General features: G+C 43.4%; 25 protein-coding genes. 17 read left to right on the forward strand and 8 right to left on the reverse strand.

All coding sequences use genetic code 11. The features are described 5' to 3' along the window. Positions 1 to 36 precede the first annotated feature (36 nt). The 8 genes from C9I89_RS10730 to C9I89_RS10765 all read left to right on the forward strand — a co-directional run bounded on the left by C9I89_RS10730 (position 37) and on the right by C9I89_RS10765 (position 8,907). Positions 37 to 1,065, forward strand: coding sequence for a sensor histidine kinase (locus tag C9I89_RS10730; RefSeq protein ID WP_107283341.1), 1,029 nt, complete (start codon positions 37 to 39; stop codon positions 1,063 to 1,065). Between the two features lie 2 nt (positions 1,066 to 1,067). Next, positions 1,068 to 1,862, forward strand: coding sequence for a LytR/AlgR family response regulator transcription factor (locus C9I89_RS10735; protein ID WP_107283342.1), 795 nt, complete (start codon positions 1,068 to 1,070; stop codon positions 1,860 to 1,862). A 273-nt stretch (positions 1,863 to 2,135) separates the two neighbouring features. Further along, positions 2,136 to 2,858 (forward strand): ABC transporter ATP-binding protein, encoded by a 723-nt coding sequence (locus tag C9I89_RS10740; RefSeq protein ID WP_107283343.1) that lies wholly within the window; start codon positions 2,136 to 2,138, stop codon positions 2,856 to 2,858. Further along, on the forward strand, positions 2,846 to 3,478 hold the full coding sequence (locus C9I89_RS10745; protein ID WP_107283344.1) for an FtsX-like permease family protein: 633 nt from the start codon (positions 2,846 to 2,848) through the stop codon (positions 3,476 to 3,478). The genes C9I89_RS10740 and C9I89_RS10745 overlap by 13 nt, the downstream gene beginning before the upstream one ends. Before the next feature lie 194 nt (positions 3,479 to 3,672). Then, a complete protein-coding gene (locus C9I89_RS10750) occupies positions 3,673 to 4,374 on the forward strand; it encodes a hypothetical protein (RefSeq protein WP_107283345.1) in 702 nt (233 codons plus the stop codon). A 387-nt stretch (positions 4,375 to 4,761) separates the two neighbouring features. Next, complete coding sequence (sgrR, locus tag C9I89_RS10755) at positions 4,762 to 6,462, forward strand: HTH-type transcriptional regulator SgrR (protein WP_107283346.1); 1,701 nt, start codon at positions 4,762 to 4,764, stop codon at positions 6,460 to 6,462. A 234-nt stretch (positions 6,463 to 6,696) separates the two neighbouring features. After that, complete coding sequence (gene nhaD / locus C9I89_RS10760; RefSeq protein WP_107283347.1) at positions 6,697 to 8,130, forward strand: sodium:proton antiporter NhaD; 1,434 nt, start codon at positions 6,697 to 6,699, stop codon at positions 8,128 to 8,130. Positions 8,131 to 8,247: 117 nt separating this feature from the next. Next, complete coding sequence (locus C9I89_RS10765) at positions 8,248 to 8,907, forward strand: hypothetical protein (RefSeq protein ID WP_107283348.1); 660 nt, start codon at positions 8,248 to 8,250, stop codon at positions 8,905 to 8,907. Between the two features lie 53 nt (positions 8,908 to 8,960). Here the strand turns inward: C9I89_RS10765 and ltaE are convergent, their stop codons facing one another. Further along, positions 8,961 to 9,968 (reverse strand): low-specificity L-threonine aldolase, encoded by a 1,008-nt coding sequence (gene ltaE / locus C9I89_RS10770; RefSeq protein WP_107283349.1) that lies wholly within the window; start codon positions 9,966 to 9,968, stop codon positions 8,961 to 8,963. Positions 9,969 to 10,202: 234 nt separating this feature from the next. Here ltaE and C9I89_RS10775 point away from each other — a divergent pair, with 234 nt between their 5' ends. After that, on the forward strand, positions 10,203 to 10,505 hold the full coding sequence (locus C9I89_RS10775; protein ID WP_107283350.1) for a hypothetical protein: 303 nt from the start codon (positions 10,203 to 10,205) through the stop codon (positions 10,503 to 10,505). A gap of 124 nt (positions 10,506 to 10,629) precedes the next feature. On the opposite strand, the gene C9I89_RS10780 is transcribed toward C9I89_RS10775, so the two are convergent. From C9I89_RS10780 to msrP, 4 genes are all read right to left on the reverse strand, one after another. After that, entirely contained in the window at positions 10,630 to 11,961 is a 1,332-nt protein-coding gene (locus tag C9I89_RS10780; RefSeq protein ID WP_107283351.1) for an MATE family efflux transporter, read from the reverse strand. Positions 11,962 to 12,039: 78 nt separating this feature from the next. Then, complete coding sequence (locus C9I89_RS10785; RefSeq protein WP_107283352.1) at positions 12,040 to 12,663, reverse strand: hypothetical protein; 624 nt, start codon at positions 12,661 to 12,663, stop codon at positions 12,040 to 12,042. Between the two features lie 275 nt (positions 12,664 to 12,938). Further along, positions 12,939 to 13,568 carry a protein-methionine-sulfoxide reductase heme-binding subunit MsrQ gene (gene msrQ / locus C9I89_RS10790; protein ID WP_107283353.1) on the reverse strand — a complete coding sequence of 210 codons (630 nt, stop codon included), beginning with the start codon at positions 13,566 to 13,568 and terminating at the stop codon, positions 12,939 to 12,941. Next, entirely contained in the window at positions 13,568 to 14,587 is a 1,020-nt protein-coding gene (gene msrP, locus C9I89_RS10795) for a protein-methionine-sulfoxide reductase catalytic subunit MsrP (RefSeq protein ID WP_107283354.1), read from the reverse strand. Before msrP ends, msrQ begins: the two co-directional genes overlap by 1 nt. Before the next feature lie 526 nt (positions 14,588 to 15,113). Between msrP and C9I89_RS10800 the strand changes: the two genes are divergently transcribed. The 3 genes from C9I89_RS10800 to C9I89_RS10810 all read left to right on the forward strand — a co-directional run bounded on the left by C9I89_RS10800 (position 15,114) and on the right by C9I89_RS10810 (position 17,286). Next, positions 15,114 to 15,530 (forward strand): hypothetical protein, encoded by a 417-nt coding sequence (locus C9I89_RS10800; RefSeq protein ID WP_107283355.1) that lies wholly within the window; start codon positions 15,114 to 15,116, stop codon positions 15,528 to 15,530. Positions 15,531 to 15,610: 80 nt separating this feature from the next. Further along, positions 15,611 to 16,081, forward strand: coding sequence for a hypothetical protein (locus tag C9I89_RS10805; protein ID WP_107283356.1), 471 nt, complete (start codon positions 15,611 to 15,613; stop codon positions 16,079 to 16,081). Between the two features lie 296 nt (positions 16,082 to 16,377). Then, the gene (locus tag C9I89_RS10810; protein ID WP_107283357.1) at positions 16,378 to 17,286 is read left to right on the forward strand and encodes a L,D-transpeptidase family protein; all 909 of its coding nucleotides are present in this window, start codon (positions 16,378 to 16,380) and stop codon (positions 17,284 to 17,286) included. An 86-nt stretch (positions 17,287 to 17,372) separates the two neighbouring features. Here the strand turns inward: C9I89_RS10810 and C9I89_RS10815 are convergent, their stop codons facing one another. The 3 genes from C9I89_RS10815 to C9I89_RS10825 form a co-directional block, all read right to left on the reverse strand. Continuing rightward, positions 17,373 to 17,636: an Lpp/OprI family alanine-zipper lipoprotein gene (locus C9I89_RS10815; protein WP_107283382.1), complete on the reverse strand. Its 264-nt coding sequence runs from the start codon at positions 17,634 to 17,636 to the stop codon at positions 17,373 to 17,375. Between the two features lie 236 nt (positions 17,637 to 17,872). Continuing rightward, a complete protein-coding gene (locus C9I89_RS10820) occupies positions 17,873 to 18,334 on the reverse strand; it encodes a copper chaperone PCu(A)C (RefSeq protein WP_107283358.1) in 462 nt (153 codons plus the stop codon). Further along, positions 18,334 to 18,927: an SCO family protein gene (locus C9I89_RS10825; RefSeq protein ID WP_107283359.1), complete on the reverse strand. Its 594-nt coding sequence runs from the start codon at positions 18,925 to 18,927 to the stop codon at positions 18,334 to 18,336. Before C9I89_RS10825 ends, C9I89_RS10820 begins: the two co-directional genes overlap by 1 nt. A gap of 337 nt (positions 18,928 to 19,264) precedes the next feature. Between C9I89_RS10825 and C9I89_RS10830 the strand changes: the two genes are divergently transcribed. The 5 genes from C9I89_RS10830 to C9I89_RS10850 form a co-directional block, all read left to right on the forward strand. Then, the gene (locus tag C9I89_RS10830; protein ID WP_211315241.1) at positions 19,265 to 19,471 is read left to right on the forward strand and encodes an aspartyl/asparaginyl beta-hydroxylase domain-containing protein; all 207 of its coding nucleotides are present in this window, start codon (positions 19,265 to 19,267) and stop codon (positions 19,469 to 19,471) included. A gap of 183 nt (positions 19,472 to 19,654) precedes the next feature. Then, complete coding sequence (locus tag C9I89_RS10835) at positions 19,655 to 20,791, forward strand: SAM-dependent methyltransferase (RefSeq protein ID WP_107283361.1); 1,137 nt, start codon at positions 19,655 to 19,657, stop codon at positions 20,789 to 20,791. 8 nt (positions 20,792 to 20,799) lie between these two features. Then, the gene (locus C9I89_RS10840) at positions 20,800 to 21,756 is read left to right on the forward strand and encodes a methionyl-tRNA formyltransferase (RefSeq protein ID WP_107283362.1); all 957 of its coding nucleotides are present in this window, start codon (positions 20,800 to 20,802) and stop codon (positions 21,754 to 21,756) included. A gap of 20 nt (positions 21,757 to 21,776) precedes the next feature. Then, a complete protein-coding gene (locus C9I89_RS10845) occupies positions 21,777 to 22,424 on the forward strand; it encodes a phage tail protein (protein ID WP_107283363.1) in 648 nt (215 codons plus the stop codon). Between the two features lie 367 nt (positions 22,425 to 22,791). After that, positions 22,792 to 26,230 (forward strand): beta strand repeat-containing protein (locus C9I89_RS10850; protein ID WP_211315242.1); only part of this gene is annotated, 3,439 nt, incomplete at its 3' end.

Here is a 26,230-nt window from a genome sequence, read left to right on the forward strand (position 1 = left end):
CCTCATCAGATATAAAACAGATAATGGATGTAAGTCGTGAATACTAATAGGGCAAATCAGGTAGTAAGGGATGTAGTTATAAGCATTTTATTTTGCTTTGGTATTGCCTGTATTGTCAATGTGATTAAAGGGGGGACATTTAGCCTGCAGTTAATTATTTCATTTGGATATGGCGGTATTGGTTATGCACTTTTATTTTTCATTCAAGCTAAGCGTTTGTATTGGACGACCTTAATTGGTTTTTTGGTTGTGGTTGGCGGAACCTTAGTCTTCGGAACATTAAATGCTTGGCTCTGGTCTGGAGGGTTTGCCACTCATATTGATTATAAAAATTTTTTTTCTACTGTTGGTTTTGCTGTTTTATTCTCGTCGATTATTTATTATTTTTTCTATAATCGAGAAAAGGCGCTGTTGATTGAAAATGAGTTAAAGCAAATTAAACTTACACAGGCAGAGCAGGAGCGGGCATTAGTCGTCAGTCAGCTGCAAGTCTTACAAAGTCAGATTGAACCGCATTTTCTTTTTAATACTCTTGCCAATTTACAAGTCCTTATTGACACCGATCCCAGAAAAGCAAAAAAATTGCTAGAAAGACTTACAGAGTTATTACGAATTAGTTTAAAGAAGAGTCGTCGGCAGTGGATCATGCTTGCTGATGAAATTGACTTACTCGATGCTTACTTAGGGATTCAATCGATGCGTTTAGGTGACAGACTCAATTATCGGTTTGTTATCAATGATGACGTGGATATGCAATGGGATATCCCCCCCCATATGATTCAGCCACTGGTAGAAAATGCAATTTACCATGGCATTGAGCCCAGTGAAGACGGTGGTGAAATTGAAGTGTGTCTTTGTTGTGAAAATAACAAGCTGATTGTTGAAGTTAAAGACAACGGTGTAGGGTTTAATTATCCGTCGATGCATCTCGGGCATGGTGTTAGTTTAGATAATATTCGCCAGCGCCTGAAAGGGCTCTATGGTGAGCAAGCTAGATTATTCATCTCTGCCCATGAAAGTGGAGGGGTTACAGCTAAAATGGAGCTATTGCCTGGAGGGCATTAAACATGAGGGAAAGGTTATCTGCTACTGCTGTTATCGCAGATGATGAGCCGCTTCTGCGTTATCATTTAAACCAAACACTTGCAGAGGTATGGCCGCAACTCGAAGTTGTCGCAAGTGATCAAGACGGTAAATCAGTTTTAGCAAGTATCAAGCAATATCAACCCGATATTGCTTTTCTTGATATTAGAATGCCAGGGCTTGACGGAATTTCAGTCGCTAAAGCGTTGAAGTCGATCGATAAGGTACCATTGATCGTTTTTGTTACTGCGTATGACGAATATGCGATAAAGGCATTTGATGAGCAGGCAATAGATTATTTACTTAAGCCATTTAACGAAACTCGCTTGTTGCAAACCTGCGAGCGTATTCAGCATTATTTAAAAAATCGTTATTCTGAGACACAAGAAGGGAATAAATTGTCAATTGATGTATTAAAGAGTTTAGTTGCCACAATTAAGAGTCCGGCCAATCAGTACTTACGTTGGATAAAGGCCAGTAAAGGTGATGATATTTGTTTGATATCAGTTGATGAAGTGAATTATCTGCATGCGGAAGCTAAATATGTCAGCGTTTATACCCATGATGATGAGTATCTTATTCGTACCCCGCTAAAAGAGCTCATTAAGCAGCTTGACCCGGATGTTTTCTGGCAAATACACCGTTCTACGATTGTGCGGGTTGATGCAATAGAAAAAGTAAAACGGGATTTTACAGGGCGGATGGTTGTTTATTTACAAGATACGGGTGAAAAACTGACGGTTAGCCGTAATGCACAAGGATTATTCAAGCAAATGTGATTAGATATCATCGGCTTCCAGCGCTTTATCCGGCTATTTTCCACTTATCCTTGCTATGCACCATTTATCTCATTGTTCAATAATTCCTCTCCGATAGCATTAGTCTAAAGCTACATTAATGAGGAAGCTAAAGAATAAGGTACGAACCATTACGAATACTTCCCCATATAGACACTATAAAAATAAATAATGTTAGTTGGCAAAAAAAACTTGGTATCTTGGCTCGCATCTATGGTTTTGAAGCCATAGGAGCCTCGTTATCAAGGAGGTTATATGATTGAGTTTCAGAGGATCAAGAAAACATACATATTTGATGGCCACATTTATAACGCACTGCAGGGGGTCGATGGAAAAATTGCCTCAGGAGAAATGGTTGCACTCTATGGACCTTCAGGTTCAGGAAAGAGTTCATTACTTAATGTGTGTAGTTTACTGGATGAAAATTATCAGGGTCGAGTCATTATTGGCGGTGAGCCTATAATCAAAACATCGGCATTTTCTGTCGGTGTTCGTCGTAAACAAATGGGGTTCATTTTTCCTAAATTTAATTTGGTTTCGGTACAGACAGTTTTTGAGAATATCGAGTTTCCATTGATACTTAATCGCATCTCTAAAGTAGAACGTACTCAACGGGTATTAGAAATGATCGATAAGGTGGGGTTGAATGAGTTTGTTCATTTCAAGCCTGAAAAATTAACGGGAAAACAAAAGCAGTGTGTTGCGATAGCAAGGGCGTTTATCCACAATCCGGTAGCAGTGATTGCTGATGAGCCTACTGCTAGCCTCGATAATGATTCGACCGCTGAAGTCATAGCACTTATGCTCAAGTTGGGTCATGAGCTGGACACTGCGATTCTAGTAGCAACCAGTGACGCTTCAATTGCAAAAATGTGTCATCGAACAATTCATATGCTGGATGGCTGTATTGTCGAGCATGTTCCCGCTGTTCTTTTTAAATACCGGAAAACGGCGGAGGCACTCCCGTGGGGAGTCTGATCTTTTTACTGCAGTTGGCCAAAAAGCACATAATGCATAATGCTGGGCAGTCTCTGACTACTGTGTCAATTATTGCAATCTCAGGGTTTCTACTTCTGGTTTTAGGAGGCTACGGGCTGAATGCACTGGATGAAGTAGGAGAATCGACCGCTTGGGACAAAGGTCGTCATCTGGATTTTCTCGAATATAACGTTTTTTTAGTTATAAGTAATTTAGTTATCATAATTACAGTAACAATGTATGTTCTACTGCAATATATCATGATCAAGAATATTGCCAGACGGCAAAGAGAAATAGAACTGTTCATTATTTTAGGGGCTTCACCCCTAGAGATTATTGGTGGGTTTCTTTGTGAAGTAAGCCTGATTGTTATAGGGGGCTTGTTACTGGGAGGAGGGGCAGCGTTATGGTGTAGTGCTATCTATCTTGACGTATTCGTTCTGCTTTCTCAACTGCTTGAGTCTCATTACCTCGTTACTGTTGATATATCATATTCTTTGTTGCTGGTATTAAGTGTTTCAATTTCGATTACCAGTATTTCAATTCTGGCGGCATTAATAGCAGTAAAAATGGGAGTTAAAAAATCACGGTCAATAGCTCTGAATTGTCAACGACTATAAAAGGCCGACAAACGTATGTTGTTATATTAAGCATCATTAGTTTTCTCCCAATTGATACCACAGAATGTTATGTGTCAAAAAACGATGAAGGCAAAAAAGAGAGATCGCTCGCTATTTTAATAAAATCTGTGTTGATGTCATTTTTATAGACTATTTGTTGGTGAAGCCTAACATACATTTTAAGGGAGCGTTAAATGGGTGTCGATTTAAAGACAGATTCACAACTTGTACAGTTTCCATTATCTCTTGATCCGCAATTGTATCTGGATCATATCCAAACCTGGGTCGGGGCCGGAAAAACATTAGAAATGTTATCTACTACTCAATTACAGCAAGCGATTAGTGGCAGTTATAAGCATGCTTTAATCGCATTTGAAGAGGTTGATCGTGTTATACGTTTGAGCTATCGACAAAAAAACAATGATCATGAAGGCAGTGAACTGGTCTTTCCATTTGATGTCATCAATCGGACAAATAATACGCTTTTTGATACCTGGCGAGTCATGATGGGGATTGGTACAAAAGCTGAGGAAGATCTTGTAGAACGTTTAGATGCCGAGATACAAAAACAGCATGCTAATGATGCTTTTTATTCAGATAAAATTGCAGCGTTAGAAGCAGCAGCGAGAGAGAATGAGAAACGATTGGCGATCCAAAATTCAGTATGTGATAAGGCCATTAAAGAGAAGCAAGCAGCGCAACGAAGTGTGCGGAAGCAAAAAGCGGATTTAGATAAAAAGACTAAAAAAACAGCCCTACTTGTTAGTGAGCTTGAACAGCAAAAAAAGCAGGTTGAATTGTTACAGGTGCAGCAAGAGGAATTAATAGCCGAGAAAGACGGTTTACATCAGCATGTGGAAGTGTTGCAACAACAGTTAAAGCAGTTATCGAATTAATTAAAACAATAATTTTTTCTATCCTTTTTAAAAGCGCCTTGCTCACAGGGCGCTTTCTTTTTTTAGCCATATTCCAAATCGAACCGCTATTCGCTCATATGGCAGTCTTGCCTAAAAGCCACTGAATTCTCGCTGAACACTGCATCTTGAAGTGGTTTGGTATATGCCTTGGTTAGCTGGAAAAGAAAGAAGGCCAGGTGCTATGAACTGGCCTGCAAGTGATGTCACTCAGAAGCAATCACTTTTGGGGGAAAGTGATTATAAGCTAACTTGGCGACCATCGGTTGACGTTTTCTCATGGAAAATTTGTTTTTCCATATGAGTCTATTTTTAAGTTAAAATAGGAAAATAAAAACAGAACAAATGAATTAATAAGGTTCCCCTTTTATGACGGGTCAACGACTAAAGCTTCAGTTTCAGCGTCTGTATGATCACTTCTCTGGTGCTGAAAGCGAAACGAACTTACATGATATTTCCGAAGTTCTGTTTTGTACGCGACGAAATGTGCGAATGGTTATAAATAAAATGGTTGAAAAGGGGTGGATCGACTGGCAACCGGCTGTTGGGCGAGGAAAACAATCTCGATTGATTTTCCATAGTACAGACAGTGAGTTACAGTATATGCATGCTAGAAAGCTGGTGACGGAAGGAAAACTGGAACCCGCTTTGGCTGCACTCGATAACAATGGCGATAAGCTGGCCCAATTGATTCAGGAGCAGCTTGGTGTAACCACCCTGAAAGGTAGGCAAATTGTTCGTATACCTTACTACCGACCTTTCACCAATATGAACCCTTTGCGTCCTTTACGGCGTTCAGAACAGCATTTAGTTCGACAGATTTTCAGTGGCCTCACTCGTATAAATGAGGAAAAAGAGGAAGTCGAAGGGGATCTTGCTCACCACTGGGAATCAATTACTCCTCGTCATTGGCGTTTTTACTTGCGTCCGGCTGTCCGATTCCATGACGGGAAATTAATGGAAAGCCGTGATGTTGTTGCGACGTTAGAGCTGGTGAAGAAGCACCGTTTGTTCAAGCACCTCAAAAGTATTCAATCACCGTTTCCCAATACCATTGATATTTATTTATGTCGGGATGATGTGCGCTTACCTGATTTGATGGCAAATATATTGGCGATGATTCAGCCTGCAGATGCACTCAGTCGCAAAGATATTGACATGTATCCGATTGGTACCGGGCCTTATAAAGTCGCGTTAAATGATAAGCAGCGACTCAAGCTTGAAGCGTTTGATCAATATTTTGGTTTTCGCGCGCTGATCGATATGGTTGATATCTGGATTTTAGCTGGCTTTACTGCTTGTTATCTGAAGCCGACGACTGATATTAATAAACTGGATCCGATCAATGTATCGACCAGACTCAAACTTGATGAAGGTTGTAACTATTTACTGTTTAACCGTGTCACGGGCCTGGCAAATAATGAAGAGTGGCTGGCGTATTTTCATGCGAGGCTAACTCCGCTAAATATTTTGCGATTACTTGATCATACTAAAATAGGTGACTTCCGCTTAACAAATGCTTACGGATTACTACCTGGTTGGGCGCACATTTTGCCAGCTCGGGCGGTTGATTCGGCACCCGCAAAACGAACCGTTACATTGGCTTACCAACAGGAGCATCCGGTTTATCCGCATGTCGCAGCAACGCTAAGCGAAATATTGGCAGAAGATGGGTTGCGTCTTAAAGTTATAGAACTATCGTCATCAGATATTTTGCTTGGAAAGCAAGTTGATAAGATTGATATCTGGCTTGGAGGTATGAGCTTAAGCAATTATCGTAGCGATGCTATTTTGCCTTGGTTCTATAGTTTTGATCAGTTGTTCAGAGTGATGCCAAAGGAAGAGTTTGCTGATCTGGAGCGACAGGTCATGACTTGGCGTGCTGATATTGAAGCGCTTTTCCCGGCTGATGAAATAGGCGCTAACCTGGTACAAAGCGGGCAGATATTACCCTTGTTCCATAATTGGTTAGGTGTAGACAGTTCTGGATCAATTGAAGGGATGGCTTCGAATGCAATGGGCTGGTTTGACTTTAAGTCGGTATGGATGAAGCCAGAGCTGAAGACCTAGGCTATCAGCACTCATTGATGTTAAAACAGCGTTATCGAGGACAGGCAAGCTTCAGGTTGTTTTGTCCTGCCACTAAGGCAACCAATATTGTACATTTTCACTTTGAATAATATTGATTTTTGTTAGGATAATGTTGATGTTATTTTACGCATAATGGGTTTGCTTCACGTAAATTTATATCAGGAATGTGTATTCTTTCATCAGTGATAATATCTCAAGGAGCTGAGGATAAGTATGAAAATACAACAGGTTATATATGCCAGTTTAGGTTTTTTTACTGCTTTCCCGGTATTCGCCTCTGATACCACACTGGATTTGACTCAATCGACGATAGGTTACGTCTCATTAATACTATTCGGGCTGGCTTATTGTCTGGTGATGGCCGAAGAATTTTTAAATCTTCGTAAATCCAAGCCGGTATTGCTTGCGGCAGGTTTGATTTGGTTAATGATAGGGTATTTCTTTCAGCAGCAAGGTCAAATAGAAGTCGCCAAGCGGGCTTTAGATCATAATTTACTGGAATATGCTGAGCTACTTTTATTTCTACTCGTTGCGATGACGTATATCAATGCTATGGAAGAGCGCCGTCTGTTCGATGCTCTACAGGCCTGGATGGTCAGTAAAGGTTTTAACTTCCGAACTTTATTTTGGTTAACCGGTATTTTATCTTTCTTGATTTCACCAATTGCCGATAACTTGACAACGGCGTTATTGATGTGTGCTGTAGTTATGAAAGTAGGGGGGAATAACGCCAAGTTTATTAATTTAGCTTGCATCAATATTGTCATCGCCGCCAATGCCGGTGGGGCATTTAGTCCGTTTGGTGATATTACGACGCTGATGGTCTGGCAGGCTGGGCTAGTTTCTTTTAGTAGCTTCTTATCCTTATTTATACCTTCTTTAGTTAATTATTTACTTCCGGCTTTTATCATGTCGCGATTTGTACCAACAACTCAGCCCGATACAATCAGTGAATATGTCGAGTTAAAACGTGGTGCTCGACGTATTGTATTATTATTTCTGCTGACTATTTCAACGGCGGTTGGTTTCCATGGTTTTGTTCATTTACCTCCGGTGGTTGGCATGATGATGGGGTTGGCATATTTACAATTTTTCGGTTATTTCTTGCGCAGAACATTACCGGGTTCTTTGGCGAAAAAGAAAGCGATAGCCCTAGCCAACCGTGATGATGCGGCATTGAAACGTTTAGGTTCAGTTGTTCCTTTTGATGTGTTTAAACGAGTATCTCATGCCGAGTGGGACACCTTACTGTTCTTTTATGGCGTAGTAATGTGTGTGGGAGGCCTGAGTTTACTCGGCTATTTAGGCCTGGTTTCTGAAGTCATGTATACCCAATGGAACCCGATGTGGGCCAATGTTATGGTGGGTATCTTATCGGCAATCGTGGATAATATTCCGGTGATGTTCGCAGTGTTAACGATGAACCCTGAGATGTCTGTTGGTAACTGGTTATTGGTGACACTGACTGCAGGCGTCGGGGGCAGTTTACTCTCTATTGGATCTGCAGCTGGTGTGGCACTAATGGGGGCTGCACATGGTAAATACACCTTCTTTGGTCATTTAAAATGGATGCCAGTCATTGCATTAGGATATGCCTCCAGTATTGCAATCCATCTGTTTATAAATGGATCGATGTTTAATGTTTAATCGGCACCTAAAAGCCGTTGAATTCGCGCTGAATTCGGCAATATTTCTGCTTTTTCCTATGTCATGTTTTAGTAATCAAGCTAAGCTAAAGGTGATAAATGTCAAAGGGATAGGCATATGAGTAAAGTTGGATTGCTATGCTTGAGTGCTTTGTTGTTGCTTAACCCGTTACAAACGGCGACAGCAATGGATTTAGCAACCATTTTTCGCATGCCTGCGTTCAAGCTTGGTATGGCAGGTAGTGCTGGTACTGTAGAAGTGTCTGATAGTAAATCATTTTCTGACGTTCCGTTTAAATCAAGTAACTCTTTATCGCCTGTTGTCACACTGATACAACCACCAGTATATTTCGGCGAAGATAGTCGTTGGGGATACCATACCGAGTTGAATATTAAGTACTTTAAGCTTGATTATGATAACGATGATGCGCGTTATCAAGATGGTGAACTTAAAGGTTATACCACTGACATTACTCCTATATTGTTTTACCAGTGGGGTCATAAAAAGCTATGTACCAACTGCCGCAGTTGGCGAGTTGAAGCGGGAGTAGGGATGCATTACTTGAATTCTGACGGGAAATTACAGCAATTTGATGGAAAAAAGATTGCGTTTTCGAGTGTTGGCTTTGGTTTCAATTCACACATTGGTGCTGTTGTGAATTATCGCCAATGGGAACTGGGCTTAAGACTGGTCGTCCCGACTCGAATAAATGATGACGATGACGATGCGGATGCAAGGCACGCATTATCATCAGTAAGCCTTGCTTATCGCTTTTAAAAAATCTATCGAGGTTAACAGGCGCGGTTATCGCGCCTTTGTTTCTTGTTTAGCTAAAGCGCCTGCTTTATAGCGGTTAAGAAGGTATCAATGTCTTTGCGAGTGATATCCAGATGAGTGACCAGTCGCATTGGGTTGCCCGCACTGAGTAAAATATCTTGTTCTTTTAGCCGAGAAACAAGACGGTTTTGATCTATGGTCGGATCTACTCTAGCAAAAACCATATTAGTCTGGACAAGTTCTGGTTTAACCGTGAAACCCTGAATGTCTGCCAATTGTTCAGCAAGGTAATGTGCATTGGCATGATCATCAGCCAATCTGGTTACATTCTCTGTTAATGCCTGTTTGCCTGCCGCGGCGAGAATACCAGCCTGGCGCATACCTCCGCCTAAAACCTTACGCCAGCGGCGGGCTTTAGCAATTAACTCGTTGCTACCAAGCAATAAAGAGCCAATAGGTGCCCCTAGGCCTTTGGACAAACAGATGGTCATTGAGTCGAAATGCATTGCGATTTCGGTGATATCAACATTTAAAGCAACTGCTGCGTTATACACGCGCGCACCATCTAAGTGAAGTTTTAAGCCATGCTGTTCCGTAAATTGACGAGCTTGTCGCAGGTATGAAAGAGGAAGTACTTTGCCATTAATTGTATTTTCTAAACTGAGCAGAGTCGTACGTGCAAAGTGGGGGTCGATTGGTTTGATAACGGCTTCGAGTTTATCAAACGACAGTGAGCCATCTTTTTCATTGTCGATAGGCTGAGGCTGAATAGAGCCGAGTACAGCGGCACCACCACCTTCAAATTTATAGTTGTGTGCTTGCTGACCACAAAGGTATTCATCACCACGCTCACAATGCGACATTAGTGCGAGTAAGTTTGCCTGTGTACCAGAGCTACAAAAAATTGCCGCTTCAAATCCATGACGTTCAGCAGACCACCGTTCTAATTCATTGACGGTTGGGTCATCTCCATACACATCATCCCCGACAGGAGCAGTAGCCATCGCTTGCTGCATCGACGGAGTCGGGCGGGTAACGGTATCAGAGCGAAAATCTATCATTTTTTTAGCTTCCTATTTATCTGAAAGTATTAGCTTAGCTCACTATATCATCACGCCCTCATACGCGGAACCGCATGTTTTCAACCCAAGGAGAGGGGCAGAGGTAATGTTTTTGACAAAAATAAAATCTGTCACATTTTAAAGAAAATCGTTTTTTAAGAGCTTTTACTACTATTGAGTAAGGCATTATTGACTAAACTATTAGTAAGGGATGTGAATTCGGAGGGACAGATCATGTTAGCTGAATATCGGAAATTTACTTTACCCGGAAAAGCTCATCTCCATGCTAGCGTTAAAGTGATCCCGACCGGTGAGTTGGAAGTGTTTATTAAGGAAAAACATGATGAGTTGCACGCTGATTTTGATGAGTTGTGCTTCTATTCATGCGGAAGGAACACGGAATTGATATGCAAAGAGCATGCTGGTCAGGATAAGGTTCGTTGGCATATAGATTTAGCGAACGAAGATGCCAGAGAGCTGGCGAAGCTGATCGAGTCAGCCGAAGAAGAGTTTGAAATACTGATGCGTGATTTGTGAAATACGTGTCGGTTGGCAAACGGCAGATGATATAAGCCCTACTTAATATGTAGGGCTTATTTTTGTGGCGTTAATGTAAAAGCAATTAGGCCGACGGTAGGTCAATTTTCTTAACCGATTAATATCAAGCCTTTCGCAAAGTCCAAAGCATCCAGGTTGTCAAAATGGCACTGCATAACGGCAAAGCAATCCAAACGCCATTGACGCCGAATAATTTTGCCAATACAAAAATGAACAGAGTGATAAAGATCAGTTTGCCACCGGTTAGAATCGATGCCTCTTTAGCCTGGTTAACTGATTGGAAATACGTTGCGCCAACTAGCAGCATACCTTCCATTGGTAGTCCCCAAAAATAGCGTTGCATACCGTTAATAGTTTCGGGTTGAAGTGCCTGATTATCACCGGCAAACAGATAAACGACCCATTCAGGGAAGCCATACAGAATAAACAGGCCAAAAGCGGCTACGATTAGTGTGGTCGCAAATGCAATGTTACGTACTTTGATAACGCGATCTTTCAGTCCTGCACCTGTGTTGTAACTGGTGATCGGCTGAATACCTAGCGCAATACCCTCGAAAACCAGATAAAAGAAGGCTTCGGTATAACTGACAATACTGTATGCCGCGACGTGAATTGCACTGCCTACCCAGAGGAAGGCTTTGTTATGCAGAATGAGTACCACAGACAGATACAGATACATGAGCAGGCTTGAGATGCCGAGGCGTAAAATCTGAGTAACGATGTCCCACTTTAATTTCAGGCTGTCCATGCTAAACCGCAGGCTGCTTTTATCGCTAAAGAAATGCTGCAGGCAGAGCAGGCATGTCGCAGCCTGAGAAAGCATGGTGGCGATGGCTGCCCCTGTCAGTTCATAAGGGAAGACTACAATCAGTAACCAATCGAGAACGATGTTAAGGATCCCGCCAAAAATCATGATAAGGGTCACGCGATTTGGCTGACCATCATTTCGAAGCAGAGATGAAAAGGCCATAGAGATGATCGGAAAAGCACCTAATAAGAAATACCAGAAAAGGTAATCGGAGGCCATTTCCAAAATTTCGCCTTCTGCGCCAATCCATAGCAAGATATCGTGGCCGAATAAGATACCGGCACTGCAAAAAAACACGGAGGCGATCAGGCATAATGTCAGTGCATTTCCGACTATTTGTCTAGCCTGATCGGTTTTCTGTTCGCCTAGTTTGATAGAGACTAACGCCGAAGCGCCCATGCCTAACATGGCACCAATGGCGTATAAAATTGAACCGATAGGGTAGCCAAGGATGATACCGGCTAGTCCTTTTTCGCCAATGACATGGCCAACGAACATACCATCAATCGCGACATATACCCCGGTGACTAACATTGCGGCGATAGTTGGCAAGGTATAACGCCAGAACAGGCGGAAGATAGAATCATCACGTAATGATAAAAATTGGGAAGAGCTGGATGCTGGCATAGTGAATCATCTTAAATCAGGTTTGAGGTGTGAAAAATAAGATCGGCGGCGAGGTTGTAATCTCGCGCGGCTTGCCACTTATATCGGGTAGTATGCCGTCAGTACAATGTATTTGTGCACAACTTTTTTATCCCCACTGCGTTTGAGTGGGTGATGAAGCTGTAATTGCCCTTCAACGAAAGAGTAACGTTCAGAAATGCTGTCAGGTAGTGTACGTGTTGTGTCGAGTAAACGAATGCCATCAAGACGGTAGTCATCGAGGTTCTCAGGTACTTGTCCCAGCCACCATGCGGGAATTTCTTTACTGGCTTTACTACGGTCGAACCAATGGTCAGCGACAAGTAATAAGTGATTGCTTTTATTTGGTTGGTATTTTTTCATTACGGTGTCGATTGTCTCAACAAGTGCTTCTCGACGGGCAAGGTTGGCACTTAACAGATGATGAGCAATGATCCAAATTGTAAAGTCGTCGGAGCTGATGCTGAATATCGGTTGTGGCAAGTCATTGTCATCGCCGGTCTGTTGCAAATCAACATTGAGCCCTGCCTGCTGGAAGGTCGCAACTATCCGGCGGCAAAGTGCTTTACCCAGATGGTTTTCGCGCATACCGCGGTTATGCACTGTTGGATAATGTTGCTCGCACAATTGTAAGCAGTCATCCTGAAATTGTTGAATGCTGACAGCAAGTAGATCACAGACCAAGAATAGCTAACCCCAAAAAAGCAACGACATAACTCAAAGAGCTTATTAAACAGATAGTTATATCGATCATGTTGTCCAGATCAGTATAACCCGAATATTATCGTGGATAATTCGGTATCGTAACAGAAAAAAAACGATTGTCTTGCATCAATTCAATGAATTACAGGTGATTCGAGCAATTAGTATCTAGAAGCGTGAGCGAGGTAAAAAACAAGGTCCAATCTGACTGATCTGCCAGATTGAGACCTAGTAAAGAATGATATCTATCAATTGGTTTAATGGCGATGAGACTCTAGGTGAGAAGGCGTCGTTGGAAGCCAGTGTTTAAATGTTTTCCAGCGGCAAGCGAGCAATACGGTCGCTACGATCAAATATAATCCCGGTTCAATGACGCCGGATTTCACCGACCAGTAATAATGAATCGGTGATAAGATCAATGCCAGATAGACCCAATTATGAAGCTTTTGCCATTGGCGTCCCAAGCGTCGTTGCATCCCTTGGGAGGATGTTGCCGCTAACGCACCGAGAATAATCCAGCTGATTGCGCCTAACGTGAGGTAAGGGCGAGAGATGATTTCGCTACCGAGTAATTGCCAATTTAAGCCCAGATCTAAAATCAGATAGCCTGCCAGATGCAAAACAGCCCAGAAGAAACTGTAAATCCCCACCAACCGGCGTATTTTGACCAATGATCCTTGTTTGAAATATCGTGCGACAGGGGAGATCAATAAAGTTAACAGCAAAGTGTTCAATGCCGCCTTGCCGGTGAAGTGGCTGATCCCTTCAATGGGATCTGCGCCTAAATTCCCTGTTAAGGTTTGTCCGAACAATAGCAGCAGGAAACCCAGTGACACCGTATGAATGAACACTTTTAGCCAGAATATCTGTCGCGGTGTTATTTTCATCAGAATTGTTTCCTTAGATCCATGCCTTTATATAAATGGGCAACATCTTTCTCATAGCCGTTGAAGCTTAAACTGGGCTGGCGGCGACTGCTGAACAGATTGCCTTCACCAATAAAACGCTCACTGGCCTGACTCCAGCGAGGGTGATCGACCTTAGGGTTAACGTTGGCATAGAAGCCGTATTCCTGTGGTGCCAGGCGATTCCAGGTTGTTGGCGGCTCTTTATCTGTCAACGTGATGCGTACAATAGATTTGATACTTTTAAATCCGTATTTCCATGGCACAACCAAACGAAGTGGGGCGCCATTCTGAGGCGCGAGAGTTCGTCCGTATAAGCCGACAGAGATTAACGCTAGCGGGTGCATCGCTTCATCTAAACGCAGGCCTTCTACATAAGGATAATCGATTCCTCCGCCAATACGAGTCGATGCTTGCCCTGGCATCTGCTTAGGATCATACAGGGTTTCAAACGCGACATATTTGGCATTGCTTTGAGGATCTGCGTGTTTGATCAAATCGGCCAGTGAAAAACCAATCCACGGAATGTTCATTGACCAGGCTTCAACACAGCGTAAGCGATAGATACGCTCTTCAAGAGGGAATTTCTTAAAGATATCGTCGTAACCTAGAATGATTGGCTTGTTGACTAAACCATCTATTTTTACTGACCAGGGATCCGTTTTAAAATTTGCAGCCCGAACCGCGGGATCCGATTTATCAGTACCAAATTCATAAAAGTTATTGTATTGAAGAATTTTACTCTCAGGGGTCAAGGATAAATCCGGGTGGTATCTTGATGACTCTGGTGCGGTTAAAGAGCGACGTAAATCTGTAATGCTGTCAGTCATTTTGTTACCGGAAAACAGATCAAAAACGCCTGCCTGGGCGCTAGTGGCAATAGGCATTCCCACTAAGGCAATACCTAACTTTTTCAATATATCCCGACGGTGCTGGTAGACAGACTCCGGGGTCGCTTCGTTTTCATTTAATGTCCAGCGGCTAGGTTTTCTAATGAGCATAATTTACCTCTACCTGTTCCGTGCTGTTTCGCTATGTTATCGCGTTGTTAAATGCCGATTAATGACAAGCTACAAGGGCAGTGTAATTGAACTTCACTTTCTGATAAGACCTGTAAAGCTACAAAATAATTTCAAACAGCAACATTTTTTTCTATGAATTCAAAAATAAAGCAGGTACTTTTCCTGTCGAAGAAAGGATATATACCCAAATGACCTCAAGATGCAGAGTTCAGCGAGAATTCATTGCCTTTTAGTCAAGGCAGCCATTTGAGCAAATAGTGGTTCTATTTAGAGAATGGGTAACGCAGAATAAAAGGCAATGAAACTCGCCCTTGGGAGCTCCTCTGGAAAATCACTTCTTCACAAAATGTGTTTGAAAGGGATTGCCATTTCTACACATATTTCGTTCGAATTGAGTTCCCAGAGGACGCTCTGAATCTCGCCTCTTGAGGTCGTTTGGGTATAAGCCCCATGAGTAAATTAAAGCGCCAGAGATATGCTGGTCAGGACCGTTTAGGGATTAGGAATGTTTAAAAAAGTAGTATTAGTTTCTTCGCTGTTGTTGCTACCTTCATACACATCGGCGATGACGACGCCGCTTAGCACCGGTATTTTTCTGGGATCGCCAACGTCAGGTATTACCGTTAAGTACCAGGATGATTTCAAGTTTGCTGTCGGTTTAGACACATTCAGCGTTTCTGCAGATGCTATGTGGAACCTGGGCCAGTTATCAGGACGTATGGAAAATTCATCGTTGTATTCTTTCGCTGGCATACAGTGGGTTGATGATAGTGAACAGCAGTGGGGACCACGCATTGGTCTGGGATTAGAGATCCCATATCGCACATTCCACCTTTATGCTGAAGCGGGAACAACATGGTATCTTGAAAAGGACTCAGGCTTTGAAGTAGAAGGCGCATTTGGTGTGCGTTTCAACCTGTAATGCTAATTCGTATCACTGGTAACGTAACGCGGTATATACCGCGTTATTGTGTCTGAAGATATTACTGGACAATATCAGTTATGAATCAATTTCATGCCAACCTGGAACTGCAGCATATCTATCTGGAAGTGTACGCCGAACGCTTTCATTACTTGCGTTATTTTCTTGAAGCTTATTATTGCTATCAGTATGATCTGGTAACAAATCAGGGGAAAGCCGATTGGGAAGCGATTTTCGATCATGGCACCCGATCACTTGCTGCCAGTAAAGTGAGTAATCGCAAGCGGCTGGTTAGAGAGATGATGCTGCCATTATCCGTCATTACAGGGATGCTAAAAACGCTGGTACGAGATGATGAGGCCAGTATAGACCAGATACAATGCATGTTAGATAAGCATTTGCATTACGTCATCATTACCCGCGAAGAACACCTGACTTTGAAAAAAGCGGGTTTGTCAGAACGTATGCCAGCCGATTTTTATCAGCAAGATACGGATGAATATCAGGATCCATACTCGCGGTTTAATGCCGTCAATATCTGTTTTAACTAACAGGCCCCCTCCTTCTGTATACGGCACGGCGAGAAAACCAGAGCGACAGCCAAAGCTATCCAGAACATCACATAGCAGTGTGTCAGGAAAGGCTCCGCCTTTGTGATCTTTTTTCGCGAAAAAACCGAATTAGAGTAGAATACCTATAATGCTGATAATGAAAGTTGCATGAGTTAGTTGGTCTCTTTACAGATATGGTTAGGTATAAACGTCTTAAAGTTAAGAATTTTTTGTCAACTACGACAGTTAAAACAAAACTTTGCCATAATTATCAGAATACTATTGGAGGCGTTTCCGTGTATCGCTCATTACTTTTCTCGTTAACTTGTTTGGTTTCAACGGCAGTAAATGCAATTGAATACCCGTTGCCTGCTGACAACAGTAATATCATCGGCACGATGGAGTATTATCAGGTTAGTAAGGGCGACAGCCTGGCTGATATCGCGAATAGGTACGATGTGGGCTTTTTAGCGTTGATAGAAGCCAATAAAGGGGTTGACCCGTTCTTGCCCGCGATAGGAACTTTGTTAGCGGTGCCTACTCAGTTGATTTTACCTGATGTGAAACGACAGGGGATCATTATTAACCTGGCAGAGCTGAGACTATATTATTTTCCAGTCGATGACGATTCAATCGTTCATGTGTTTCCGATCGGTATCGGACGTATCGGACGTGAGACACCGCCAATGGTGACGCGGATCAGTCAGAAAATAGAAAACCCCACCTGGACTCCTACCGCGAATATTCGAAAAGAGTACCGAGAAAAAAGAGATATCGAATTACCAGCCGTCGTTCCTGCGGGGCCTGAAAACCCGTTGGGTGATTATGCAATGCGGCTTGGGCACGGTAATGGGCAATATTTAATACACGGTACCAATAAAGATTTTGGCATCGGCATGCGCGTCAGTTCCGGCTGCATTCGGATGAATCCGTGGGATATCGAATGGCTATTTCCCCAAGTGCCAGAAGCAACACCAGTTCAGGTCATAAACCAGCCATTAAAGCAGACGATAGAGCCGGATGGGACGCTATATGTCGAAGTGCATCAGCCTTTATCGAAAACAGAGGAACAAGTCGGACAGCCTAAAAAGGTAAAAGCGAATTCGTTGTTAAAATCGGCAGTGGAAAATGACCGTGTTGCGGCATCCAGATTGAGTGCAGCACTTAACCTGCAGATGGGTATTCCCGTAGAAATAACAAAATAATAGGGGAAAGAGACTAGGCTGGGAGCAAAATTCAAAAAAAGAATAAGTGGCGTATGTACGCCACTTACAATTAGTAAATAACAGCTCTACTTACTGTACGAACTAGCGATGTTATCGATACGCTGATTCGCACGCATTGCTTCTTGGTAGGCCGCGTCTGAAGCTGCTCGCGAATCATTTACTGCGCCTGCCATTTGATCTTGTTGACTTTGTAGAGCACTGACTTGATCAGAAAGCATGTCTACTTTATTAGTCAGCTGTTGCATTTGGTCGACTTCATCTGAGCTTGAACAACCAATTAAGCTCGCACTCAGGATCAGACCTGCAAGGATAGATAGGGAACGTTTCATTTTTCTTTCTTCTCCTTTATTTGCCACTACAAACCGAGTGTTAAAAGTATCGGTCGGCAAATTCATTATGGCATAACTTGCTAAAACTGCTCATTAAATGCCCTGAATTTGCAAAAAAATTTCTCTCAAAGTCGAGAAAACTTGTTGGAAAGCGTATATGACAGGCATTTAAGGGGGCGGGAATGGTCACGGGTATCCCCATGAAGCATGCTCTCGGGCGTAATCACAGCGGGCAATTAATTGACCGGCTTTTTATCTTCGCCATGCTGCATGCCTGCCATTACTTTCTGTACGGGGACGAACATTGATTCGCTGTCCCCATTTGCGAAATGTAACGTCAATGCGACTTGCTCACCTTCCTTTAAGGGGTGCTTTAAGCCAAGTAGCATCACATGTAACCCCCCAGGTTTTAAAATGGCGGTGCCGTGAGATGGAATCGCAATCGAATCGACCTGGCGCATTTGCATCATCCCATCAACCATGGTGTGATTATGAAGTTCAACTTTCTCTGCAATATCACTTTTGGCTGCCACCAGGCTACGGTCACTTTCGCCATGATTCATTATGGTCATGAAGATGGCACTGTTAGGTGCTCCAGGGGGTGTTGCTCGTGCGTAGACGCCATCAATCATCAGATCCGCATATGCTGACGTTGAAGCCAGTAATAAACTACTAAGAGCCAGGATTTTAAATTTCATTATGAATCTCCATTTATTATTAAGAGGCGATCTATCGCATCCACCAAAATCGCTGAGTTTAATGTGTGCGGTACTTGTTCTAATAAGGAGCCGTCTGGTTTTAGGAAATAAAAATAAGAACTGTGATCTATGGCGTATTCCAGGGCGGAATTTTTAAGCTCGGTACGCATATAAAGCACACCATATTTTTCGGCAAGGGCTTTTGTTTGTATAGCATTGCCCGTCATTCCAATGATCTTCTTATGAAAATATTGAGCATATTCGGCACTTTTCGTAGGCGAATCACGTTCGGGATCAAGTGTGATGAAGATAGGCCAAATTTGATCGAGCTGATCTTGTTTTACTTCTTTTAGTGCTGCAGAAAGCACGGCCAGTGACGTGGGGCAAACATCCGGGCAGTGGGTATAACCAAAATAGATGATACGCAGACGGGGATCTTCCTGATCATAAAGGTCGATGGTTTGATCGCCACTTTCAAGAATATTCATGGAATAGGCAGGTTCAACTGCTGCCGCGGTATCGCCTTTATCTACCACATAGCGGGTGATTAACCCTGCACAGAGTGCAAGAGCTAAGATAATCCATTTCTTCATCTTCGTAACACTCCTGTATCGGACAATATACCCAAGCCACCTCAAGATGCACCGTTCAGCGAATATTTTCCGGTTTCATGATAATTAAGTTTATAAGAAACGTAATAGCGAACAACTTAACTCACTACTTCAGTTTGCGATACAACCTAACAATGTGGGAAAACATGGGATTACAAATGATTGTTGCTTGTCTTACAAAAATATCTGTGATCGGTGTTGCATATGGTGCATTTCGCTATGTTTTTATGAAGAATAAATTTGTTGTCATGATTGAATTGTCATAACCATACTGTATGGTTTAGTATGCATGATGGTGTGAAATGTTGGACGCAAGTTGTTGTCTCTTCCTATTCAATTTCCCGTGGCGGGTGAATCCATTCACATGGCAGAAGGCGAGCTGTGGTATCTCAATGCCGATCAAGAGCATGCTGTTTATCATCGAGGAAAAACCGATCGCATTCATGTCGTGGTTGATTGTATTGCCAATGATTGGCTGCGTAATCAGCTGGAAATACCAGAACATCAATTTTTGGTTGATATATAGAAATTGGTAACAGGAAGTATGACCGAATAAGAACATAACTAAAAAACCAAATTAATGTAGAAGTAGACCCTTATGGCTAGATATCGTGAGTTACAGTCTTTGTCGGCAACAAAATTTAGTTCAGTAGATCCGAGTCTGGAGAAACTCTTTAACCAATTATTAAGGTCGAAACTGGATTCAACCTTGAACATATCAAGTCAAGGTGAGTTGGCAGCAACATTGAGGTCGTCTTTTAAAGATTTAACAGAGGCATTACTACATGCGCCTGATGCCGAACATCAGTACTGGGTTGAATTGTTTACCAGTGCTTCAGAAGCTCTTTTAGCTATTTATAAAGACCAGGCTTTAACAGAAAGTGAACGGCACACTTCTTATATCAATGCGACAGGCCAGGTAATGTCAGTCGACGATGCTATTCATACCGTAAACGATATTTATCGAGTTAAAGCATTTATCCGAGGGTTACAACAGGCCTTAACGAAGAGCATAGCGAACAACCCTGAAAAGCAAATACACCTGGTGTATCCCGCCTGTGGTCCTTTCGCTCCATTGCTCTTACCGTTGTTGAGTTATTGCGCTCAACAAGGGGTCAGCGCGGATCGGCTCAGCATCACCTTGATCGATATTCAGCCTGGCGCGGTAAAAATGTTAAATCGACTAGTGGACGATCTAGCCGTTCGTGATTACATCAAAGCCATCCTATGCATTGATGTCATGGACTATCAGTCAGAGCAGCCTATCGATATTTTGGTAATGGAAGCTTTTCAGCATGGTTTAAGTCGTGAAGGCCATGTGAGCTTTGCCCGCCATCTTAGTCAATTTATGGCTGAGGAGGGTGTGATGTTGCCGGAGCAAATAACGATTCATGCTTGTTTGGCTAAGGGGCAGCGAGAATACAATGATCAGTGGCAACAGCAACCCCGCTGTCATTCAACATTAGTTAACCCGTCAATCCAAGCGGATCGTATTGAACTCGGTAATGTGTTTACACTGACTCAGGATAAACTGAGAACCATGTCTGTATTGCCGCTCGGGGATGGTTTCGAAATTATCGAATGTGAACAGGTTCAAATTCCTCTAGGTGTGTCTGATATCAATCAAAGAATCCTACTAACCACGGCAAGCGTTAATGTATTCGGTGATGAGTACATAGAACAGTATGATTCTGGAATTAGTCATCCCCGAGCTGATATGTCTATCTGTATCGATTTCATACCAAAAGTACCTGAGCCAGATGATCTGTTAGTGAAAAGCGGGGACCACATCAAGTTTTACTACAAGCTCTGTGGTACTCCCGGCTTTTTACCCACATTAGCTTAGGAGGCAGCATGGATAACAACGCGAAAACTCAAGAAACTGAGTATAAAAACAAAGTCTCAATGGTGACTTCAAATTACGGCTCGCTGCCAGTGATACTTTGGTTGCGCCAACAAGGTTATTTAAACGGCGTACTACTTTACGGCGTTAAAGGACAAGAGCTGGCTCAATTCGAAGCTCAACTCGATGCTTTTTCTATTCCTGTTGCCTATGTTGAAAACGATGATAAAAAAGCAGTTGAATACCTAGATAGTTGGCAAACGGAACTACTAATTGTTTTTAACTGTGGAAAGATCCTATCGGAAACCGTATTTGATTTTGCTACTTATGGCACAGTAAACCTTCATGCAGCTGGACTCCCTCATTATCGAGGTCCTCATCCTGTCTATTGGCAGCTCAGAAATGGCGAGAAACAACTGCTATTAACCGCTCATCGCGTGATTCAAGAAATAGATAGCGGAGATATTCTTGCTCAGTACCCGATAGGAATCAGCGATTTCGACACTCATCAGACGCTGTATGGAAAAGTAATACAGCACATGCCTTTGCTGCTTGAACAGCTTTTTGCGCTAGATCTGAATCGGAATAAAACGCCTGGTTTGAAACAAGCAAGTGCTCCCGCAAATAAGGCTCCGAGGGTCAGTCAATCTGATCTGAATATCAATTGGTACTTAACCTCGGTAAAAGCGCTTTGTGATCAAGTTCGAGCAGGGAATCCAATTTACGGAGGCGCGATTTTAACTCTGGGTGGAGCTAGTGCTCAGCTTTTACAAGTATCAGCTGCTGTCATGCCTACTTACGGAGCGAAGCCCGGCACCATCATTCATATTTCACCAGAAAGAGGAGTGTATGTTGCCTTAAAAGAAAGTGCGGTGCGGCTAGATATTGTGGCCAATTCAGAAGGTGTGTTTGATGGTTACCGTTTTTCGCAAGTTGTTGGACTAAAAACGGGTATGAAATTCAACTAGTAGAGTACGGAGAACAGACGATGGAAGAGATGCTGGGTTCAATTAAGTTTTTTGGTGGGAACTATGCGCCAAAGGATTTCGCATTCTGTGGTGGCCAACTAATTACTATTTCAGAAAATCAAGTCCTTTACGCTATTTTGGGCTCTATGTGGGGAGGTGATGGGCGCTCTAATTTTGCGTTGCCAGATATGAGAGGTCGTGTGCCGATTGGCGTTGGGAGAGGGCCTGGACGGGATAATATAAACATGACTGAAAGACGAGGTAATGAAATTAATGCATTGAAAATCAGTCAATTACCAACGCATAGCCATGCCGCTACCTTTTCACCAACTACCAGCACCAGTAGCCCACCAACGGCTACGGCAGCAGTGAAAGCTAATTCAGGCACAGGTACGGAAAACAGTCCTGCAGGTAACTATTGGGCAATCGGCAATATAGTTCAAGGGAGAGATACCCTCCCTGTAGAAAAGGGATACGCCAAATCCGCTGATACAACCCTGGCAGGCGATGCTGTCACCATCGATATTGCCGGCGGCAGCGGTGGTATTACTGGTGGTTCAGTCACTGTCGATCAGACAGGAGGGGGAGACCCATTCAGTATTATGCAACCCTCACTGGGTATTAATTACATCATGTGCACGCAAGGTATATTTCCAAGTCGGAATTAATTTCTGGAAAATGGCCAGGTAGTTATACCTGGCCAGAAGTTATACCTGGCCAGAAGTTACTTGGTTGTGCGGACTTGACGTAAACGGAAGATCGATTGATTTTAAGGACACAGTAAATATGTGCAATTTACGGTTTTGCAATATATTAACCTTGTGGCTTGTTGTTTGCGTCGCCTACTTTAGTCAAGCTTATGCCGCGACCGAAACGATTGGGTTTACTGACAACAGGATAACGTACAGCAGCAACCTTTCAACAGACGGACCACTACTCTATCCAACTATTGATAAAAACCCACACCCAGGACAAACTTTTACATTTCAAGTGGATGGAGTCAACGCAACCCAATTTGATTTTGTGGAAATGGGGGTGTACTCGTTTACTAGCTACATAGATTTGACCACAGGAACCAAAGTCGTTTTTAAAAACTCGGCTGATGTGGCCATAAAAACGTTTGATTCACTGAAAGACGCAGCAAGAATGACCTCTTCCACTGACTCTAAACTCGCAGATATATTTAATTCAGTGACAACCGTAAGAAAAGTAGCAAAAATAGAATTTACAATCGTCACAGTTAATAATCAGCCGATTAGCAACGTAACGTTTAAAAATCTTCAAGTCGATTTTAGTGCTGCAGTGAATTCTACCCCAACAGGCACAGCACCAAGTGCCCCCACCGTAACTGAAGATGACACAAATGTTGCTTTGGCCGATGATATTCAAGTGACAGATGCTGACGGAGATGTCCAGACTGTTACATTTACAGTAACCGGAGGAACGCTTACTACCGGCACTACAGGTATCACCTTTGGTGGTAGTGGTAACGGTTCGGCAAGTTTTACCATTGCTGGCACTCTAGATAACATCAATGCTGCTCTTGACGCTGCAACTTTCACACCCACACCTAATCTAACTGGCACCAATGCCGCTACAATCTCCTTTACCACCAATGATGGAAAAGTGTCTTCCAGTACTGCCTCGGTTAGTTTTGATGTAACAGCCGTTAACGATGAGCCGACTTTGACAGCAACAGGAGCTAACCCTACATTTACTGAGAATGGTAGTGCTGCTGTTGTATTCAGCAGTGCATCGGCTTCCACTGTAGAAAGCGGTCAGACGCTCAGTGCATTGACCATGACTGTAACTAATGTAAATGACGGATCCAATGAAAGATTAAATTTGGATGGTACAGCCATTGCGCTTACACATGGTACTTTTGGTACGACAGCTGTCAATTCGCTTAGTTACAGTGTTTCAGTGGTCGGTACAACTGCAACTCTAAGCCTAAGCGGAGGTACGCTAAGTACTTCTGACTTGCAGACCCTCATCAATGCGATTACCTATCAAAACAACAGTAATACGCCAAACACTTTAGACAGGATAGTGACCATTACCAGTTTAACTGACAGTGGTGGAACGGCTAACAGTGGGGATGATACAGCAGCTCTTGCAATAGCTTCTACTATTACGGTTAATGCCAATAATGATGTACCAACTTTAACCAGTTTTGCCAGTGTTGTTGAAACAACCACACAAAATACGGAAATAGAAATTACTCTTGCTGAATTAAAAGCGCAGGGTAATGAGGCAGACGCTGATGGAACAGTTGATGCGTTTATTGTAAACGCCTTAAGTTCTGGATCATTAAATATTGGTCCGGATTCAGGTTCTGCTACTTCCTTTAACTCATCCACTAATAAGACCATTGATGCATCGAACAATGCCTATTGGACTCCTGCTAATAATGCTTATGGAACTTTAAATGCTTTTACTGCGACAGTTCAGGATAATAACGGTGCAGAGAGTACAGGTGCTGTTCAAGCAGTGGTAACTGTCAATGATGTTACAAAACCCGAAATCAGCAGTATAAGCATTAGTGGTTCTCCCGCTGCTACGGAAACGTCAATCACCTATGTCGTTATATTTACCGAGTCGGTTGTGAACGTGAGTACCGATGACTTTAGCCTAGCCCACTCTGGTAATGCCAGTGGTTCCATCGCTTCAGTAAGTGCATCTTCCGGTACAAGTATGAATGTAACAGTGAATGGTATCAGTGGAACGGGACAATTGAGGCTTGATTTAAAGGCTTCAACAAATATTGCAGATGCATCGGCTAACACTTCACCTGATGCTTATAACTCGGGGGCTGTACACGCTGTTGATCTGGATAATCCTACGTTAAGCTCATCAGTACCTGCTGATGGAGCGAGTGGTGTTTCAGCCTCAGACAATATCACTTTAACCTTCAGTGAAAATATAGTGTTTGGTACCGGTAATATTCAAATTATCGACCTGGATGATGGTTCAAGTAACGTTATGATTGATGCAGCTTCACCAGGAACTCAAGCATCCATTTCAACTAACACCCTTACTTTGAATCCTTCCGGTGATTTGGAAGAAGGAACAAATTATGCTGTTCAGTTGGCTGCGACTTTCATTGATGACAGCAATGGAAACAGCTATGCAGGTATTGTAGACAATACGATATTAAATTTTACAGTTGAGTCCATTCCCACGATCGCCTTTAATGCGGTCTCCTCAAACGGTTCAGAAGCCGTTAGCAGTGCTAATTTACAAGTTGACCTTTCTGCTGCAATCAGTAGAGATGTGACAGTTGCTTATACGGTAACGGGTACGGCAGAGGGTAGTGGAACAGATTACACCTTAGTAAACGGCATTTTAACCATTGCCGCCGGAGACACCAGTAACAACATCACCATTGCCGGTATCGTCAATGATCTGCTGGACGAGGATAACGAAACCGTTATTCTAACCCTGTCCAATCCGACCAATGCCACATTGGGCACCAACACGGTCCATACCTACACCATCAACGATAATGACGCCGCGCCGACGGTCGCCTTTACTGCAACGAGTTCCAACGGCTCGGAAGCCCTGGCCAGTGCGGACTTGCAAGTGGATCTCTCGGCTTCCAGTGGCTTGCCTGTGACGGTTGACTACACCGTTACCGGTACCGCAAGTGGTAGCGGCACGGATTATACCCTGGCCGACGGCACCTTGACCCTTGCGGCGGGTGACGTTAATAACGACATCACCATCGCCGGTATCGTTAATGATCTGCTGGACGAGGATAATGAAACTGTTATCGTGACCCTGTCGAATCCAACCAATGCCAGCCTCGGCACCAATACCGTTCATACCTATACCATTAATGATGACGATGAGAGTCCAACGATCACCATCGCCAGCATTAAGCCGAGCCTGATAGCTGGTGAAACGGCCAGCCTGACCTTCACCCTGAGCGATGCCAGCCCTGACTTTGCGGTCGGGGACATCACCGTCGTAGGCGGAAGTCTCAGTGGCTTTGCCGGCAGTGGCACCACGTATACGGCGACCTTTACCCCGGACAGCGACCGAACCGCGGCAGCCACCATCGATGTGGCAGCCAATACCTTCATTGATGCGGCAGGCAACAAGAATACCGCGGCGACCCAGCTGATCATTACGCTGGATACGGCGGTGCCGAGTATCTCGGTGGCCAGCGACAAAGCCAGCCTGAAAGCCGGTGAAACGGCCAGCCTGACCTTTACCCTGAGCGAAGCCAGCCCAGACTTTGCGGTCGGGGACATCACCGTCGTCGGCGGTAGCCTCAGTGACTTTGCAGGTAGCGGTACCAGCTACAGCGCGACCTTTACCCCTGATACCGCTCGTACTGCGGCGGCCACCATCGATGTGGCAGCCAATACCTTCATTGATGCGGCAGGCAACAAGAATACCGCGGCGACCCAGCTGATCATTACGCTGGATACGGCGGTGCCGAGTATCTCGGTGGCCAGCGACAAAGCCA

The organism is Photobacterium lipolyticum, assembly GCF_003026475.1.
GTDB lineage: Bacteria > Pseudomonadota > Gammaproteobacteria > Enterobacterales > Vibrionaceae > Photobacterium > Photobacterium lipolyticum.

Excerpts from the sequence above, each read along its gene's own strand:
- C9I89_RS10780 (WP_107283351.1), bottom strand. The coding sequence starts at position 11,961 with ATGCCAGCATCCAGCTCTTCCCAATTTTTATCATTACGTGATGATTCT.
- C9I89_RS10750 (WP_107283345.1), top strand. The coding sequence starts at position 3,673 with ATGGGTGTCGATTTAAAGACAGATTCACAACTTGTACAGTTTCCATTA.
- C9I89_RS10800 (WP_107283355.1), top strand. The coding sequence starts at position 15,114 with ATGTTTAAAAAAGTAGTATTAGTTTCTTCGCTGTTGTTGCTACCTTCA.
- C9I89_RS10735 (WP_107283342.1), top strand. The coding sequence starts at position 1,068 with ATGAGGGAAAGGTTATCTGCTACTGCTGTTATCGCAGATGATGAGCCG.
- msrQ (WP_107283353.1), bottom strand. The coding sequence starts at position 13,568 with ATGAAAATAACACCGCGACAGATATTCTGGCTAAAAGTGTTCATTCAT.
- nhaD (WP_107283347.1), top strand. The coding sequence starts at position 6,697 with ATGAAAATACAACAGGTTATATATGCCAGTTTAGGTTTTTTTACTGCT.
- C9I89_RS10845 (WP_107283363.1), top strand. The coding sequence starts at position 21,777 with ATGGAAGAGATGCTGGGTTCAATTAAGTTTTTTGGTGGGAACTATGCG.
- msrP (WP_107283354.1), bottom strand. The coding sequence starts at position 14,587 with ATGCTCATTAGAAAACCTAGCCGCTGGACATTAAATGAAAACGAAGCG.
- C9I89_RS10815 (WP_107283382.1), bottom strand. The coding sequence starts at position 17,636 with ATGAAACGTTCCCTATCTATCCTTGCAGGTCTGATCCTGAGTGCGAGC.
- ltaE (WP_107283349.1), bottom strand. The coding sequence starts at position 9,968 with ATGATAGATTTTCGCTCTGATACCGTTACCCGCCCGACTCCGTCGATG.
- C9I89_RS10840 (WP_107283362.1), top strand. The coding sequence starts at position 20,800 with ATGGATAACAACGCGAAAACTCAAGAAACTGAGTATAAAAACAAAGTC.
- C9I89_RS10820 (WP_107283358.1), bottom strand. The coding sequence starts at position 18,334 with ATGAAATTTAAAATCCTGGCTCTTAGTAGTTTATTACTGGCTTCAACG.
- C9I89_RS10805 (WP_107283356.1), top strand. The coding sequence starts at position 15,611 with ATGAATCAATTTCATGCCAACCTGGAACTGCAGCATATCTATCTGGAA.
- C9I89_RS10775 (WP_107283350.1), top strand. The coding sequence starts at position 10,203 with ATGTTAGCTGAATATCGGAAATTTACTTTACCCGGAAAAGCTCATCTC.
- sgrR (WP_107283346.1), top strand. The coding sequence starts at position 4,762 with ATGACGGGTCAACGACTAAAGCTTCAGTTTCAGCGTCTGTATGATCAC.
- C9I89_RS10825 (WP_107283359.1), bottom strand. The coding sequence starts at position 18,927 with ATGAAGAAATGGATTATCTTAGCTCTTGCACTCTGTGCAGGGTTAATC.
- C9I89_RS10765 (WP_107283348.1), top strand. The coding sequence starts at position 8,248 with ATGAGTAAAGTTGGATTGCTATGCTTGAGTGCTTTGTTGTTGCTTAAC.
- C9I89_RS10740 (WP_107283343.1), top strand. The coding sequence starts at position 2,136 with ATGATTGAGTTTCAGAGGATCAAGAAAACATACATATTTGATGGCCAC.